Source organism: Klebsiella sp. 141198 (genome assembly GCF_050600785.1).
Classification (GTDB): domain Bacteria; phylum Pseudomonadota; class Gammaproteobacteria; order Enterobacterales; family Enterobacteriaceae; genus Klebsiella; species Klebsiella aerogenes.
This window is the reverse complement of record NZ_JAQIRM010000013.1, coordinates 1-13,848: the sequence shown is the minus strand read 5'-3', so window position 1 is coordinate 13,848 and position 13,848 is coordinate 1. Positions and strand designations below refer to the sequence as shown.

Below are 13,848 nucleotides of genomic sequence, written 5' to 3'. Positions count from 1 at the left end.
CGGAGAGTAAAAATGAAAGTTCGTGCTTCCGTCAAGAAATTATGCCGTAACTGCAAAATCGTTAAGCGTGATGGTGTCATCCGTGTGATTTGCAGTGCCGAGCCAAAGCATAAACAGCGCCAAGGCTGATTTATTCGCATATTTTTCTTGCAAAGTTGGGTTGAGCTGGCTAGATTAGCCAGCCAATCTTTTGTATGTCTGTACGTTTCCATTTGAGTATCCTGAAAACGGGCTTTTCAGCATGGTACGTACATATTAAATAGTAGGAGTGCATAGTGGCCCGTATAGCAGGCATTAACATTCCTGATCAGAAACATACCGTAATTGCTTTAACCGCAATTTTTGGTATCGGCAAGACCCGCTCTAAAGCCATCTGCGCTGAAACGGGTATCGCTGAAAATGTTAAGATCAGTGAGCTGTCTGAAGAACAGATTGATTCTCTGCGTGAAGCAGTAGGTAAATTTGTCGTTGAAGGTGATCTGCGCCGTGAAATCACCCTGAGCATCAAGCGTCTGATGGACCTTGGTTGCTACCGTGGTTTACGCCATCGTCGTGGTCTTCCGGTTCGCGGTCAGCGTACTAAGACCAACGCACGTACCCGTAAGGGTCCGCGTAAACCGATCAAGAAATAATCGGGGTGATTGAATAATGGCAAAGGCACCAGTTCGTGCACGTAAGCGTGTAAGAAAACAAGTCTCTGATGGCGTGGCTCATATCCATGCTTCTTTTAACAACACCATCGTTACCATTACCGATCGTCAGGGTAACGCGCTGGGTTGGGCAACAGCCGGTGGTTCCGGTTTCCGTGGTTCTCGCAAATCCACTCCGTTTGCAGCTCAGGTTGCAGCAGAGCGTTGCGCAGAAGCCGTAAAAGAATACGGCATCAAGAATCTGGAAGTTATGGTTAAAGGTCCGGGTCCAGGTCGCGAATCTACTATTCGTGCACTGAACGCCGCTGGTTTCCGCATCACTAATATTACTGATGTGACTCCGATCCCTCATAACGGTTGTCGTCCGCCGAAAAAACGTCGCGTATAACGCCTCGTTTCTAGGATTGTTGGAGAAAGAAAATGGCAAGATATTTGGGTCCTAAGCTCAAGCTGAGCCGTCGTGAGGGCACTGACTTATTCCTTAAGTCTGGCGTTCGCGCGATCGATACCAAGTGTAAAATTGAACAAGCTCCTGGCCAGCACGGTGCGCGTAAGCCGCGTCTGTCTGACTATGGTGTGCAGTTGCGTGAAAAGCAAAAAGTTCGCCGTATGTACGGTGTGCTGGAGCGTCAGTTCCGTAACTACTATAAAGAAGCAGCACGTCTGAAAGGCAACACCGGTGAAAACCTGTTGGCTCTGCTGGAAGGTCGTCTGGACAACGTTGTATACCGTATGGGCTTCGGCGCCACTCGTGCTGAAGCACGCCAGCTGGTTAGCCACAAGGCTATCATGGTAAACGGTCGTGTTGTTAACATCGCTTCTTATCAGGTAAAAGCGAATGACGTTGTTAGCATCCGTGAGAAAGCGAAAAAGCAATCTCGCGTGAAAGCCGCTCTGGAGCTGGCTGAGCAGCGTGAAAAGCCAACCTGGCTGGAAGTTGATGCTGGCAAGATGGAAGGTACGTTCAAGCGTCAGCCGGAGCGTTCTGATCTGTCTGCGGACATTAACGAACACCTGATCGTCGAGCTTTACTCCAAGTAAAGCTTAGTACCAAAGAGAGGACACAATGCAGGGTTCTGTGACAGAGTTTCTAAAACCGCGCCTGGTCGATATCGAGCAAGTGAGTTCGACGCACGCCAAGGTGACCCTTGAGCCTTTAGAGCGTGGCTTCGGCCATACTCTGGGTAACGCACTGCGCCGTATTCTGCTCTCATCGATGCCGGGTTGCGCGGTGACCGAGGTTGAGATTGATGGTGTACTGCACGAGTACAGCACCAAAGAAGGCGTTCAGGAAGACATCCTTGAAATCCTGCTCAACCTGAAAGGGCTGGCGGTGAGAGTTCAGGGTAAAGATGAAGTCATCCTTACTTTGAATAAATCTGGCATTGGCCCTGTGACTGCAGCCGACATTACCCACGACGGTGATGTCGAAATCGTCAAGCCGCAGCACGTGATCTGCCACCTGACCGATGAGAACGCATCTATTAGCATGCGCATCAAAGTTCAGCGCGGTCGCGGTTATGTGCCGGCTTCTGCCCGAATTCATTCGGAAGAAGATGAGCGCCCAATCGGCCGTCTGCTGGTCGACGCCTGCTACAGCCCTGTAGAGCGTATTGCCTACAATGTTGAAGCCGCGCGTGTTGAGCAGCGTACCGACCTGGACAAGCTGGTCATCGAGATGGAAACCAACGGCACAATCGATCCTGAAGAGGCGATTCGTCGTGCGGCAACCATTCTGGCTGAACAACTGGAAGCTTTCGTTGACTTACGTGATGTACGTCAGCCGGAAGTGAAAGAAGAGAAACCAGAGTTCGATCCGATCCTGCTGCGCCCTGTTGACGATCTGGAATTGACTGTCCGCTCTGCTAACTGCCTCAAGGCAGAAGCTATCCACTATATCGGTGATCTGGTACAGCGTACCGAGGTTGAGTTGCTGAAAACGCCGAACCTGGGTAAAAAATCTCTTACCGAGATTAAAGACGTGCTGGCTTCGCGTGGTCTGTCTCTGGGCATGCGCCTGGAAAACTGGCCGCCGGCAAGCATTGCTGACGAGTAACCGGATCACAGGTTAAGGTTTTACTGAGAAGGATAAGGTCATGCGCCATCGTAAGAGTGGTCGTCAACTGAACCGCAACAGCAGCCATCGCCAGGCTATGTTCCGTAACATGGCAGGTTCGCTGGTTCGTCATGAGATCATCAAGACGACCCTGCCGAAAGCGAAAGAACTGCGTCGCGTAGTTGAGCCGCTGATTACTCTTGCCAAGACTGATAGCGTTGCTAATCGTCGTCTGGCATTCGCCCGCACTCGTGATAACGAGATCGTGGCAAAACTGTTTAACGAGCTGGGCCCGCGTTTCGCGAGCCGCGCCGGTGGTTACACTCGCATTCTGAAGTGTGGCTTCCGTGCAGGCGACAACGCGCCGATGGCATACATCGAGCTGGTTGATCGTGCTGAGCTGAAAGCAGAAGCTGCTGCAGAGTAATCTGTAGTAACGTAAAAAAACCCGCCCCGGCGGGTTTTTTTATATCTACCGCAATCCCACTTCACTACACTATCTGTACTCTTTTTGTTCATCCCTGGGAGCCGTATAATGTGGTTACTGGACCAGTGGGCGGAACGCCACATCCTCGATGCACAGTCTAAAGGCGAGTTTGATAATCTGACGGGCAGCGGCGAACCGCTGGCGCTGGATGATGATTCACACGTGCCTCCGGAGCTGCGCGCCGGCTATCGTTTATTAAAAAACGCCGGCTGCTTACCACCGGAGCTTGAGTTACGTAGAGATGCCATGGCGTTGAGCGACTTACTCAAGACCGTAGAGCATGATGACCCACGGTATACCGAGTTAAACCGTCGCTTGACTCTGTTTGAACTGAAATTACGTCAGGCGGGTATGAATACCGATTTTCTACGCGGTGATTATGCCGACAGACTGTGGCACAAAATTAACGAGGAGTAGCTATGTATCGGATTGGCGAACTGGCCAAACTGGCTGATGTCACCCCGGATACCATCCGCTATTATGAAAAGCAGCAAATGATGGATCACGATATTCGCACTGAAGGCGGTTTTCGCCTCTATTCGGATAACGATCTGCAGCGCCTGCGTTTTATCCGCTATGCCCGGCAATTAGGTTTCACCCTCGAATCGATCCGCGAATTATTATCGATCCGTATCGATCCCGAACATCATACTTGCCAGGAGTCTAAAGGGATCGTCCAGGCCCGGCTAAGTGAAGTCGAAGCGCGTATCAAAGAACTGGAAACGATGCGGCGTTCTCTGCAGCGTCTGAATGATGCCTGTTGCGGCACGGCGCACAGTAGCGTTTACTGCTCGATTCTCGAAGCTTTAGAGCAAGGCGCCAGCGGTAGCCATGCCGGGTGTTGATTTTTTCCGTGCGCGGATCTACACTCGCGCCGAATTCATACATTGACTGGAGTTACTATGAGTCGCTATCAGCATACCAAAGGGCAAATTAAAGATAATGCGATTGAGGCATTACTGCATGACCCATTATTCAGACAGCGGGTTGAGAAAAATAAGAAAGGGAAGGGAAGCTATCAACGTAAAGATAAACATGCGGGGCGGAATGATCGGGAGGCCAGTGGCAAGCAAGCGAATCGCTTTTTTACCACTGGCCTTCTGCTTTCTGTGTGCTGATTAAGAACGGTTGTTTTGTTCTTTTAACAGATCGCGAATTTCACTCAGTAGTACTTCTTCTTTGCTCGGCGCCGGAGCGGCAGGCGCTTCTTCTTTCTTACGGTTCAGTTTATTCATCAGTTTGATTGCCATGAAAATCGCGAAGGCAACAATGATGAAATCAAAGACGTTCTGAATAAACACACCATAATGCATGACAACGGCCGGGACATCTCCCTGCGCATCGCGTAGCGTAACGGCGAACTGTTTAAAGTCGATACCGCCAATGAGCAAACCCAGCGGAGGCATAATAATATCGGCCACTAAAGACGATACAATTTTACCGAACGCCGCACCAATGATGACACCCACTGCCAAATCGACAACATTCCCGCGCATTGCGAATTCGCGGAATTCTTTTAACATACCCATTTTACTCTCCTTGAGCCAGCTGACATTGATAAGTTTATCAAATGTATTTCCATTTTCCATTGCTGTTGAATAATTGCCGGAAAATATTATCCATTGATAAATAAGGGATAATAAAAAGGCGTCTGAGCGACGCCCATTGGAATTACAAGAAGAACGGACTTGGCTGGAATAGTCTCTCAACGTCGGAGATAAATTTCTTGTCGGTCAGGAACATAATTACGTGGTCGCCTTGCTCAATACGTAAATTATTATTGGCGATCATTACGTCATTCCCGCGCACCACCGCGCCAATAATCGTGCCTGGCGGCAGCTTAATTTCATCAATTGAACGGCCGACTACCCGCGAGGTGCTTTCATCGCCATGCGCGACGGCCTCAATGGCTTCGGCAACGCCGCGGCGTAGCGACGAAACACCGACAATATCAGCTTTACGTACGTGGCTCAGCAAGGCAGAAATCGTGGCTTGTTGCGGTGATATCGCAATATCGATCACGCTTCCCTGAACCAGATCGACATATGCGCGACGCTGGATCAGCACCATGACCTTCTTCGCGCCCATCCGCTTGGCCAGCATTGCCGACATGATATTGGCTTCGTCATCGTTGGTGACGGCAATAAAGAGATCGACTTGATCGATATGCTCTTCCGCCAGTAACTCTTGATCCGATGCATCGCCATAAAAGACGATCGTATTCTGCAGCTTTTCGGCAAGTTCAGCGGCACGCTGTTGATCGCGCTCGATCAACTTCACGCTGTAGTCTTTCTCCAGGCGGTGCGCGAGACCCGCGCCGATGTTGCCGCCGCCGACCAGCATAATTCGTTTGTAGGGTTTCTCCAGACGTTGGAGTTCGCTCATTACGGCGCGAATATGTTGCGATGCGGCGATAAAGAAGACTTCGTCGCCAGCTTCTACGATGGTTGATCCCTGTGGGCGAATCGGTCTGTCGTGGCGGAAAATTGCCGCAACGCGGGTGTCGATGTGCGGCATATGTTCGCGCATCGTGGAGAGCGCATTACCGACCAGTGGCCCACCGTAATAAGCCTTCACAACGGCCAGGCTCACTTTTCCTTCGGCGAAGTTCACTACCTGCAGTGCGCCTGGATATTCGATCAGGCGGTAGATGTTATCGATGACTAACTGCTCCGGGGCGATCAGATGGTCAATCGGTACCGCTTCTGAATGGAAAAGTTTATCGGCATCGCGAACGTAGTCCGGCGAACGAATTCGGGCGATACGATTCGGCGTATTAAACAGCGAATAGGCAACCTGACAGGCCACCATGTTAGTTTCATCTGAGCTTGTCACGGCGACCAGCATATCGGCATCATCGGCGCCGGCTTCGCGCAGCACGCGCGGATGCGAACCGTGGCCCTGAACGACGCGGAGATCGAACTTATCCTGCAGACCGCGCAGACGGTCACCGTTGGTATCGACCAGGGTAATATCGTTGTTTTCGCCAACGAGATTTTCCGCCAGCGTGCCGCCTACCTGTCCGGCGCCAAGAATAATAATCTTCATCAGCAGTGACCCATTAATTCCGCTTTTTGATTAGCTTAGCGTAAAAGAAGCCATCGCCTTCTTCCGCCCCTGGCAGATTTTGCTGACCCGGGTTTTCCGGCGTTCCCGTCTCATGGAGTTCGGCATCTCTGGTACGGGTCAGGAAAGCGGCGATTTGTTGGCTGTTCTCTTCCGGCAAAATAGAGCATGTCGCATAGACCAGCGTACCGCCCGGTTTCAAATGAGCCCAGGTGGCATCGAGAATTTCTGCCTGTAATTGCGCCAGCTCGGCGATATCGCGATCCCGGCGCAGCCATTTAATATCCGGATGGCGACGAATAACGCCAGTAGCTGAACATGGCGCATCAAGCAAAATACGGTCGAACTGCTCATCGCCGCACCACTGTTCAGGATAGCGGCCATCGCCCTGTTTCACTTCTGCTTTCATGCCCAGACGTTTCAGGTTGTCATAGACACGGGACAGGCGCTGTTGGTCGATGTCGACCGCCATCAAATTCGCCTGCGGCGCGACTTCCAGAATATGCGTCGTCTTGCCGCCCGGCGCCGCGCAGAGATCGAGAATGCGCTCGCCGTTTGCCGGTTGCAAATAGCGCATGCAGCCCTGGGCTGATGCGTCCTGAACGGTTACCCAGCCTTTATCAAATCCTGGTAATGCATGGACCGGGGCTGGGGTCGCAAGACGGACGGCATCCGGATAGTCCGGGTGAGTGAAACCCTGTAAACCAGCGTCTTCCAGCAGTGCGAGCCATTCATCTCGCGAATGATGATTGCGATTCACACGCAGCCACATTGGCGGACGTAGATTATTGGCTGACACAATATCCTGCCATTGTTGCGGCCAGGCCTGCTGCAGACGTTTAAGCAGCCATTTAGGATGGAGATAACGGTTCTCGTGCTGGGCGAATTCGGCCAGCAGTTCTTCCTGCTGGCGCTGGAACTGGCGTAATACGCCATTAATAAGCCCTTTAAGCTGCGGACGCTTAATTGCCACCGCGCCTTCCACCGTTTCCGCTAGCGCGGCGTGCGGGGGAATACGGGTATAGAGCAGCTGATACAGACCGACCATGATCAGGAAATGTACGGTACGCTGTTTGCCTGTCATCGGGCGGGCCATCAGCTTACCGATCAGCCACTCGAGTTGGCTTAAGGTTCGCAAGACGCCAAAGCACAGTTCTTGCAGCAGCGCTTTGTCTTTCTCGCTCACTTTTTGCTGCAGTGGCGGCAGAACATTGCTTAAAGACTGGCCTTTCTCAACGACCTGCTCAATGGCCTGGGCTGCCAGGCTGCGTAAATTAATATTCTTTTTCATAAGCGCAAAAATAAAAATGCCCGGCGAACCCGGGCTTTAGAAGAGAAGTGCGTCAGGCAAGACGGTTTCCGGGGATAAACCATTCCCGGCGAGAGTTCAGTAAATCCTGGGCACTCATCGCTTTTTTCCCTGCCGGCTGCAGCGATTCCAGATTCAGAATCCCGTTGCCGGTGGCGACCTGGATCCCCTGTTTGCTTGCTGCGACGATCGTGCCTGGCTCTGCGTTGGCGGATTCTGAAATAACGGATGCACGCCACACCTTCACCGGTTGCTCATCGATCTCCAGCCAGCTCATCGGCCAGGGATTAAATGCGCGGATACAGCGTTCGAGCTGTTCTGCGGAAAGCGACCAATCAATACGGGCCTCTTCTTTACTCAGCTTCTCGGCGTAGCTGACAAGCGATTCGTCCTGAACTTCAGGCTCTGCGCTACCCTCTGCCAGCTGCGCTAAAGTCGCCAGTAGACCCTCAGGTCCAAGGTCGGCCAGTTTATCGTACAGGCTGCCGCTGGTATCTTCCGCGGTAATCGGGCAGGAGAGCTTATACAGCATGTCGCCGGTATCAAGACCGACGTCCATCTGCATGATGGTGACACCGGTTTCGGCATCGCCAGCCCATAGCGAACGCTGAATCGGCGCTGCGCCACGCCAGCGAGGAAGCAGGGAGCCGTGAACGTTAATGCAGCCCAAACGCGGCATTTCAAGAACCGCTTTCGGCAGGATCAGTCCGTAAGCCACGACGACCATAACATCGGCGTTAAGGTCGGCAACCAACTGCTGATTTTCCTGCGGACGTAGGGAGGATGGCTGGAAGACCGGTAGATTATTGGCTTCAGCCAGCACTTTTACCGGGCTCGGCATCAATTTTTTGCCGCGACCAGCAGGGCGGTCGGGCTGAGTAAATACGCCAACCACCTGATGTTCAGACGACAACAGCGCGTCAAGGTGACGCGCTGCAAAGTCGGGGGTTCCGGCGAAAATGATACGTAGTGTTTGTGACACGTTAATCCTTGTTATCAGGCACGGGCGCGTAAACGATCCAGTTTTTCAACTTTCTGACGAATGCGCTGCTGTTTGAGCGGCGACAGATAGTCAATGAACAGCTTACCGACCAGGTGATCCATTTCATGCTGGATACAGATAGCCAACAAGCCATCAGCTTCCAGTTCGAAAGCGTTGCCTTCACGGTCCAACGCGCGGATTTTTACGGTTTCGGCACGTGGAACCAGCGCACGTTGTTCCGGAATCGACAAACAACCTTCTTCAATACCGGTTTCACCGTCTTTTTCGAGTAGCTCTGGGTTGATGAGCACCAGGCGCTCTTCACGGTTTTCCGAGACATCAATAACGATAATACGCTGATGAATATCCACCTGCGTGGCGGCCAGACCGATACCTTCTTCAGCGTACATCGTGTCGAACATATCATCGACGATACGCTGAATTTCTGCATTCACTTCTTTGACCGGCTCGGCGACTTTGCGAAGGCGCTCGTCCGGAATATGTAACACTTGCAAAACTGCCATAAAGATCCAGAGTCGTATTCAGTAGTTGATAAGATTATTACCTCTATTCTAGACAAAACCCCCTCTAATTGACAGTCTCGCTAACCAATCACAAGGATTGGCTGAGCCGCTAATGGCAGGGGGAACGGATGACGCCCACGGATATTTGGTTGCGCCTGATGCGGGTGAATAACCTGTATGGCGATGAAATGGTACTGATTGCGCGACGGCTGGCTGGCGCAGGTCATTCGGATAATGAAACGTTGCGTGAAGCCGGTTTAACTAAAGCACAGGCAATACAGTTTCTTGCCTTTAAACAACAGGAGATTGACGCCTCACTGCAATGGTTAGCGCAACCAGAACATCATCTGATTTCGGTGGATCATGCACGCTATCCGCCGCAGCTACGCGCTATCGATGATTATCCCGGCGCGCTGCTGGTCTGCGGCAATGTCGATCTCCTGTGTAGCCGACAGTTGGCTATCATCGGAAGCCGCGCGCACTCGTGGTACGGCGCGCAATGGGGAAAATCCTTCAGTGAAGCGCTGGCGCAGTATGGATTGACCATTACCAGTGGTCTGGCGATGGGCATTGATGGCATCGCCCATCGCGGGGCGTTAGCGGCAACGGGAAAAACCATCGCCGTATTAGGTAACGGTCTCTCTGATGTCTACCCGCACCGGCATCGGGCTTTGGCAAAGCAGATCGTAGAAAGCGGCGGCGCGCTACTTTCCGAATTTCCTCTCTCAGCGCCACCTCTACCGGGTAATTTTCCGCGCCGCAACCGGATTATCAGCGGCTTAAGCGCAGGTGTACTGGTCATTGAGGCCGCCTTGAAAAGCGGTTCCCTGGTAACTGTCCGCTGCGCGTTGGAGCAGGGTAGAGACGTTTTTGCCCTGCCAGGACCCATTGGCAATCCTGGCTCTGAAGGGCCGCACTGGCTGATAAAGCAGGGCGCGGTTCCCGTTACCGCGCCGGAAGAGATCCTTGAACATTGGCAATACGAGCTGTCAGCGAGGAAGGATACCGCTGATTTGCTAAATAATTACGCAGATCGGCCTCCTGTAGCATTGCCATTTCCAGAGCTCCTGGCTAACGTAGGAGATGAGGTAACACCTGTTGACGTTGTCGCTGAACGTGCCGGCCAATCTGTGCCAGTAACCGTAGCCCAGCTACTTGAACTGGAGTTAGCAGGCTGGATCGCAGCTGTACCCGGCGGCTATGTCCGATTAAGGAGGGCAAGCCATGTTCGACGTACTCATGTATTTGTTTGAGACTTATATCCATAACGAAGCAGAAATGCGCGTGGATCAGGACAAACTGACGCGGGATCTGACCGATGCAGGTTTTGAGCGGGAAGATATCTATAACGCGTTAATGTGGCTCGAGAAACTGGCTGATTATCAGGAAGGTCTCGTTGAACCCATGCAGCTCGCCTCCGACCCGCTCTCTCTTCGGGTATACACCGATGAAGAGTGCCAGCGTCTGGATGCCAGCTGTCGAGGATTTTTACTCTTCCTCGAGCAGATCCAGGTGTTGAACCTCGAAACGCGAGAAATGGTGATAGAGCGCGTACTGGCGCTGGATACGGCAGAGTTTGAACTGGAAGACCTGAAATGGGTGATCCTGATGGTTCTGTTTAATATTCCAGGCTGTGAAAACGCCTATCAGCAAATGGAAGAATTACTCTTCGAAGTAAATGAAGGTATGCTGCATTAATCTTATTGCAGCAACATCGAGTTGTTATGACCAAATCAGCACTGTTTTCGGTGCGTAAAAACGAGCCCTGCCCACAGTGCGGGGCCGAACTGGTGATTCGTTCCGGGAAACATGGCCCGTTTCTCGGCTGTTCTCACTATCCGGACTGTGACTATGTCCGTCCCCTGAAAAGCCAGGCGGATGGACATATCGTCAAGGTGCTGGAGGGGCAAGAGTGCCCATCTTGCGGCGCTGTCATGGTGTTACGCCAGGGGCGTTTTGGTATGTTCATCGGCTGCAGTCGCTATCCCGAATGCGAACATACCGAGCTGATTGATAAACCTGATGAGACTGCTATCGCGTGTCCGCAATGCGGACAGGGTCATCTGGTGCAGCGTCGCTCCCGTTTTGGTAAAACCTTTCATTCCTGCGATCGCTATCCTGATTGCCAGTTCGTAATTAATTTTAAACCGGTGGCGGGCGAATGCCCTGAATGCCATTACCCGCTATTAATAGAAAAGAAAACGGCACAAGGCGTTAAACGTTTTTGCGCCAGTAAACAATGTGGAAAGCCGATCCCGGCGGAACAAATAAGTGAATAAAAACCTGCCCTCAGAAACCGTCGCACAGGCTGTGGCGGTACTGAATAATGAACATGTCATCGCCTACCCAACCGAAGCGGTATTCGGCGTCGGTTGCGATCCGGATAGCGAAACGGCCGTGATGCGCCTTCTGGCGTTAAAACAGCGTCCTGTTGAAAAGGGATTAATTCTTATCGCCGCCAGCTTTGAACAGTTGCAACCGTATATTGATGATTCCCGGTTAAGCGACGCGCAGCGTGAAGCGATCTTTTCCTGTTGGCCCGGTCCGGTGACGTTCGTGTTCCCGGCGCGCCCGGATACCCCACGCTGGCTGACGGGGCGCTTCGATTCGCTGGCCGTGCGCGTTACTAATCATCCGCTGGTGATTGAATTATGCGAAGCCTACGGAAAACCACTGGTCTCGACGAGCGCCAATTTAACCGGGCAGCCGCCGTGTCGGACCACTGCTGAAGTACGCGCCCAGTTTGGCGATAGTTTTCCGGTGGTGGATGGCGCAACGGGCGGGCGGCAAAACCCATCTGAAATCCGTGATGCCCTGACGGGTGAACAGTTCCGCCAGGGGTAATCTATGGAAACTTATGCCGTTTTTGGTAACCCTATAGCCCATAGCAAGTCGCCTTCTATTCATCAGCTGTTTGCCAAACAGTTAGATATTGCGCACCCCTATGGTCGGGTACTGGCGCCATTAGATGATTTTGTGAATACTCTGGACGCTTTCTTCAACGCAGGCGGTAAGGGCGCTAATGTGACCGTTCCCTTTAAAGAAGAAGCATTTGCCCGCGCCGATGAACTCACTGAACGCGCCGCGCTGGCTGGCGCTGTCAATACGTTGAAGCGCCTGGAAGATGGCCGTTTGCTTGGCGACAATACGGATGGCATAGGGTTATTAAGCGATTTAGAGCGCCTGGGCTTTATCAAACCTGGTATGAGGATTTTATTGATTGGCGCAGGCGGCGCATCACGCGGCGTATTATTACCGCTGCTCTCTTTAGATTGCGCTGTCACTATTGTTAACCGTACTTTTTCCCGTGCTCATGAACTGGCAACGTTATTTGCTCATACCGGCAGCGTGAGCGCATTATCGCTGGATAAACTGGAAGGCCATCAGTTCGACCTCATTATTAACGCGACGTCCAGCGGTATCAGCGGCGATATCCCGGCAATACCATCTTCGTTGATTCATGCCGACGTTTACTGTTATGACATGTTTTATCAGAAAGGAAATACGCCATTTCTGCATTGGTGCCAACAGTATGGCGCTAAAAAACTGGCTGATGGATTAGGAATGCTGGTGGCTCAGGCCGCCCATGCCGTTCTGTTGTGGCACGGTAGACTACCGGAGATTGCCCCGGTGATTGCTGTTTTACATCAGGAACTGAATGCGTGAACCAGGCGATCCAATTTCCCGATAGAGAAGAGTGGGACGCCGAACGGCAATGCATCGTTTTCCCCGCGCTGGTCAATGGGATGCAGTTAACTTGCGCGATTCGCGGTAAGACACTGCAGCAACGGTTTGGTGGCGATGAGCCAGCGCAGTGGCTGGCTCTCTTTAGTGAACATCGCTGGGATCTGGAAGATGAAGCGGAAGCGCTGATTCGCGATCGGCAAGAAGACCATCAGGGTTGGATTTGGTTTTCCTGATCCAGGTAGTCGTCTTTCCATTTCACATAGTTGTTGGCTGAATACTTCAGGCCTGCATATTCCGCCTCCGTCAGGGGGCGGATTTGTTTTACCGGATTGCCAAAGTAGAGATATCCGCTTTCCAGACGCTTGTTTTGCGGAACCAGGCTGCCGGCGCCGATCATCACGTCATCCTCTACCACCACGCCATCCAGCAGAATTGACCCCATTCCGACAAGAATGCGATTGCCGATAGTGCAGCCGTGCAGCATGACCTTATGCCCGACGGTAACATCTTCGCCGATGAGCAGGGGATTACCCTCAGGGTTATAAGAAGACTTGTGGGTAACATGTAGGACGCTGCCGTCCTGAATATTCGAACGTGCGCCGATCGATACATAGTTCACGTCGCCGCGGATGGCGACCAACGGCCAAATGCTTACATCATCGGCAATTCTGACGTCGCCTATCACAACGCTGCTGGGATCCACCATCACCCGCAGACCGATTTGAGGGAATAATTCTTTATAAGGACGTAAATAACTGGACATGGCTGCCTCAATATCAGGGTAGATAACCAGACTTTGGAAGCTTTCTGGCGCTCCCGCAACCCCTTTTTCTGATAAAAATTGAGCTATTTGAGCAATAACAGCGCGAAAAGCGCGAAAAACCATCATTCAGAAAAAAAGATCGAAAAAAGGCTTGTGCAAAAAAATGGGATCCCTATAATGCGCACCCACTGACACGGCAGATGTGAATCACTTCACACAAACAGCCGGCTCGGTTGAAGAGAAAAATTCTGAAATTCAGGGTTGACTCTGAAAGAGGAAAGCGTAATATACGCCACCTCGCGACAGAGCGCTAAAGCGCGTCGC

General features: G+C 52.1%; 21 protein-coding genes. 15 read left to right on the top strand and 6 right to left on the bottom strand.

Translation table 11 applies throughout. From position 1 onward, the window contains the following. The first annotated feature begins 12 nt into the window (after positions 1–12). The 9 genes from rpmJ to PGR10_RS25125 all read left to right on the top strand — a co-directional run bounded on the left by rpmJ (position 13) and on the right by PGR10_RS25125 (position 4,311). Positions 13–129, top strand: a complete 117-nt coding sequence (rpmJ, locus tag PGR10_RS25165) for a 50S ribosomal protein L36 (protein WP_000868187.1) — start codon at positions 13–15, stop codon at positions 127–129. 146 nt (positions 130–275) lie between these two features. After that, on the top strand, positions 276–632 hold the full coding sequence (gene rpsM / locus PGR10_RS25160; protein ID WP_015369429.1) for a 30S ribosomal protein S13: 357 nt from the start codon (positions 276–278) through the stop codon (positions 630–632). A gap of 16 nt (positions 633–648) precedes the next feature. Next, positions 649–1,038 (top strand): 30S ribosomal protein S11, encoded by a 390-nt coding sequence (gene rpsK / locus PGR10_RS25155; protein WP_004388621.1) that lies wholly within the window; start codon positions 649–651, stop codon positions 1,036–1,038. A gap of 32 nt (positions 1,039–1,070) precedes the next feature. Further along, entirely contained in the window at positions 1,071–1,691 is a 621-nt protein-coding gene (gene rpsD, locus PGR10_RS25150) for a 30S ribosomal protein S4 (protein WP_002919224.1), read from the top strand. A 25-nt stretch (positions 1,692–1,716) separates the two neighbouring features. Further along, positions 1,717–2,706 (top strand): DNA-directed RNA polymerase subunit alpha, encoded by a 990-nt coding sequence (locus PGR10_RS25145; RefSeq protein ID WP_002438685.1) that lies wholly within the window; start codon positions 1,717–1,719, stop codon positions 2,704–2,706. A gap of 40 nt (positions 2,707–2,746) precedes the next feature. Then, entirely contained in the window at positions 2,747–3,133 is a 387-nt protein-coding gene (gene rplQ, locus PGR10_RS25140) for a 50S ribosomal protein L17 (protein ID WP_004868344.1), read from the top strand. 108 nt (positions 3,134–3,241) lie between these two features. Further along, positions 3,242–3,610, top strand: a complete 369-nt coding sequence (locus tag PGR10_RS25135; RefSeq protein WP_045389777.1) for a DUF1992 domain-containing protein — start codon at positions 3,242–3,244, stop codon at positions 3,608–3,610. A gap of 2 nt (positions 3,611–3,612) precedes the next feature. Then, positions 3,613–4,038: a Zn(2+)-responsive transcriptional regulator gene (gene zntR / locus PGR10_RS25130; RefSeq protein ID WP_213317984.1), complete on the top strand. Its 426-nt coding sequence runs from the start codon at positions 3,613–3,615 to the stop codon at positions 4,036–4,038. Positions 4,039–4,095: 57 nt separating this feature from the next. Further along, on the top strand, positions 4,096–4,311 hold the full coding sequence (locus PGR10_RS25125) for an alternative ribosome-rescue factor A (protein ID WP_015703639.1): 216 nt from the start codon (positions 4,096–4,098) through the stop codon (positions 4,309–4,311). On the opposite strand, the gene mscL is transcribed toward PGR10_RS25125, so the two are convergent. The 5 genes from mscL to def form a co-directional block, all read right to left on the bottom strand. After that, the gene (gene mscL / locus PGR10_RS25120; RefSeq protein WP_015369434.1) at positions 4,312–4,722 is read right to left on the bottom strand and encodes a large-conductance mechanosensitive channel protein MscL; all 411 of its coding nucleotides are present in this window, start codon (positions 4,720–4,722) and stop codon (positions 4,312–4,314) included. It abuts the gene before it with no gap. Between the two features lie 142 nt (positions 4,723–4,864). Continuing rightward, positions 4,865–6,241, bottom strand: coding sequence for a Trk system potassium transporter TrkA (trkA, locus tag PGR10_RS25115; protein WP_015369435.1), 1,377 nt, complete (start codon positions 6,239–6,241; stop codon positions 4,865–4,867). 13 nt (positions 6,242–6,254) lie between these two features. Next, positions 6,255–7,550, bottom strand: a complete 1,296-nt coding sequence (gene rsmB / locus PGR10_RS25110; RefSeq protein WP_087859641.1) for a 16S rRNA (cytosine(967)-C(5))-methyltransferase RsmB — start codon at positions 7,548–7,550, stop codon at positions 6,255–6,257. Between the two features lie 52 nt (positions 7,551–7,602). Further along, positions 7,603–8,550 carry a methionyl-tRNA formyltransferase gene (gene fmt, locus PGR10_RS25105; RefSeq protein ID WP_213795094.1) on the bottom strand — a complete coding sequence of 316 codons (948 nt, stop codon included), beginning with the start codon at positions 8,548–8,550 and terminating at the stop codon, positions 7,603–7,605. Positions 8,551–8,564: 14 nt separating this feature from the next. Beyond that, a complete protein-coding gene (gene def, locus PGR10_RS25100) occupies positions 8,565–9,074 on the bottom strand; it encodes a peptide deformylase (RefSeq protein ID WP_045397945.1) in 510 nt (169 codons plus the stop codon). A 128-nt stretch (positions 9,075–9,202) separates the two neighbouring features. Between def and dprA the strand changes: the two genes are divergently transcribed. From dprA to PGR10_RS25070, 6 genes are read left to right on the top strand one after another with little or no spacing between them, the layout of a single operon-like run. Then, positions 9,203–10,327 carry a DNA-protecting protein DprA gene (dprA, locus tag PGR10_RS25095; protein ID WP_430924282.1) on the top strand — a complete coding sequence of 375 codons (1,125 nt, stop codon included), beginning with the start codon at positions 9,203–9,205 and terminating at the stop codon, positions 10,325–10,327. Continuing rightward, on the top strand, positions 10,299–10,772 hold the full coding sequence (smg, locus tag PGR10_RS25090) for a DUF494 family protein Smg (protein WP_015369440.1): 474 nt from the start codon (positions 10,299–10,301) through the stop codon (positions 10,770–10,772). The genes dprA and smg overlap by 29 nt, the downstream gene beginning before the upstream one ends. 26 nt (positions 10,773–10,798) lie before the next feature. After that, on the top strand, positions 10,799–11,353 hold the full coding sequence (locus PGR10_RS25085; protein ID WP_015369441.1) for a DNA topoisomerase family protein: 555 nt from the start codon (positions 10,799–10,801) through the stop codon (positions 11,351–11,353). Then, complete coding sequence (tsaC, locus tag PGR10_RS25080) at positions 11,346–11,918, top strand: L-threonylcarbamoyladenylate synthase type 1 TsaC (RefSeq protein ID WP_063421676.1); 573 nt, start codon at positions 11,346–11,348, stop codon at positions 11,916–11,918. Before PGR10_RS25085 ends, tsaC begins: the two co-directional genes overlap by 8 nt. A gap of 3 nt (positions 11,919–11,921) precedes the next feature. Continuing rightward, positions 11,922–12,740, top strand: a complete 819-nt coding sequence (gene aroE / locus PGR10_RS25075) for a shikimate dehydrogenase (RefSeq protein WP_430924281.1) — start codon at positions 11,922–11,924, stop codon at positions 12,738–12,740. Then, positions 12,737–12,994: a DUF1488 domain-containing protein gene (locus PGR10_RS25070; protein ID WP_213317989.1), complete on the top strand. Its 258-nt coding sequence runs from the start codon at positions 12,737–12,739 to the stop codon at positions 12,992–12,994. Before aroE ends, PGR10_RS25070 begins: the two co-directional genes overlap by 4 nt. On the opposite strand, the gene PGR10_RS25065 is transcribed toward PGR10_RS25070, so the two are convergent. Continuing rightward, positions 12,970–13,524 carry a gamma carbonic anhydrase family protein gene (locus PGR10_RS25065; protein ID WP_087859647.1) on the bottom strand — a complete coding sequence of 185 codons (555 nt, stop codon included), beginning with the start codon at positions 13,522–13,524 and terminating at the stop codon, positions 12,970–12,972. The genes PGR10_RS25070 and PGR10_RS25065 overlap by 25 nt on opposite strands. Between the last annotated feature and the right edge of the window lie 324 nt (positions 13,525–13,848).

Coding starts and splice junctions, on each gene's coding strand:
- rpmJ (WP_000868187.1), top strand. CDS start 13: ATGAAAGTTCGTGCTTCCGTCAAGAAATTATGCCGTAACTGCAAAATC.
- rpsK (WP_004388621.1), top strand. CDS start 649: ATGGCAAAGGCACCAGTTCGTGCACGTAAGCGTGTAAGAAAACAAGTC.
- rpsD (WP_002919224.1), top strand. CDS start 1,071: ATGGCAAGATATTTGGGTCCTAAGCTCAAGCTGAGCCGTCGTGAGGGC.
- PGR10_RS25145 (WP_002438685.1), top strand. CDS start 1,717: ATGCAGGGTTCTGTGACAGAGTTTCTAAAACCGCGCCTGGTCGATATC.
- rplQ (WP_004868344.1), top strand. CDS start 2,747: ATGCGCCATCGTAAGAGTGGTCGTCAACTGAACCGCAACAGCAGCCAT.
- PGR10_RS25135 (WP_045389777.1), top strand. CDS start 3,242: ATGTGGTTACTGGACCAGTGGGCGGAACGCCACATCCTCGATGCACAG.
- zntR (WP_213317984.1), top strand. CDS start 3,613: ATGTATCGGATTGGCGAACTGGCCAAACTGGCTGATGTCACCCCGGAT.
- PGR10_RS25125 (WP_015703639.1), top strand. CDS start 4,096: ATGAGTCGCTATCAGCATACCAAAGGGCAAATTAAAGATAATGCGATT.
- mscL (WP_015369434.1), bottom strand. CDS start 4,722: ATGGGTATGTTAAAAGAATTCCGCGAATTCGCAATGCGCGGGAATGTT.
- trkA (WP_015369435.1), bottom strand. CDS start 6,241: ATGAAGATTATTATTCTTGGCGCCGGACAGGTAGGCGGCACGCTGGCG.
- rsmB (WP_087859641.1), bottom strand. CDS start 7,550: ATGAAAAAGAATATTAATTTACGCAGCCTGGCAGCCCAGGCCATTGAG.
- def (WP_045397945.1), bottom strand. CDS start 9,074: ATGGCAGTTTTGCAAGTGTTACATATTCCGGACGAGCGCCTTCGCAAA.
- dprA (WP_430924282.1), top strand. CDS start 9,203: ATGACGCCCACGGATATTTGGTTGCGCCTGATGCGGGTGAATAACCTG.
- smg (WP_015369440.1), top strand. CDS start 10,299: ATGTTCGACGTACTCATGTATTTGTTTGAGACTTATATCCATAACGAA.
- PGR10_RS25085 (WP_015369441.1), top strand. CDS start 10,799: ATGACCAAATCAGCACTGTTTTCGGTGCGTAAAAACGAGCCCTGCCCA.
- aroE (WP_430924281.1), top strand. CDS start 11,922: ATGGAAACTTATGCCGTTTTTGGTAACCCTATAGCCCATAGCAAGTCG.
- PGR10_RS25065 (WP_087859647.1), bottom strand. CDS start 13,524: ATGTCCAGTTATTTACGTCCTTATAAAGAATTATTCCCTCAAATCGGT.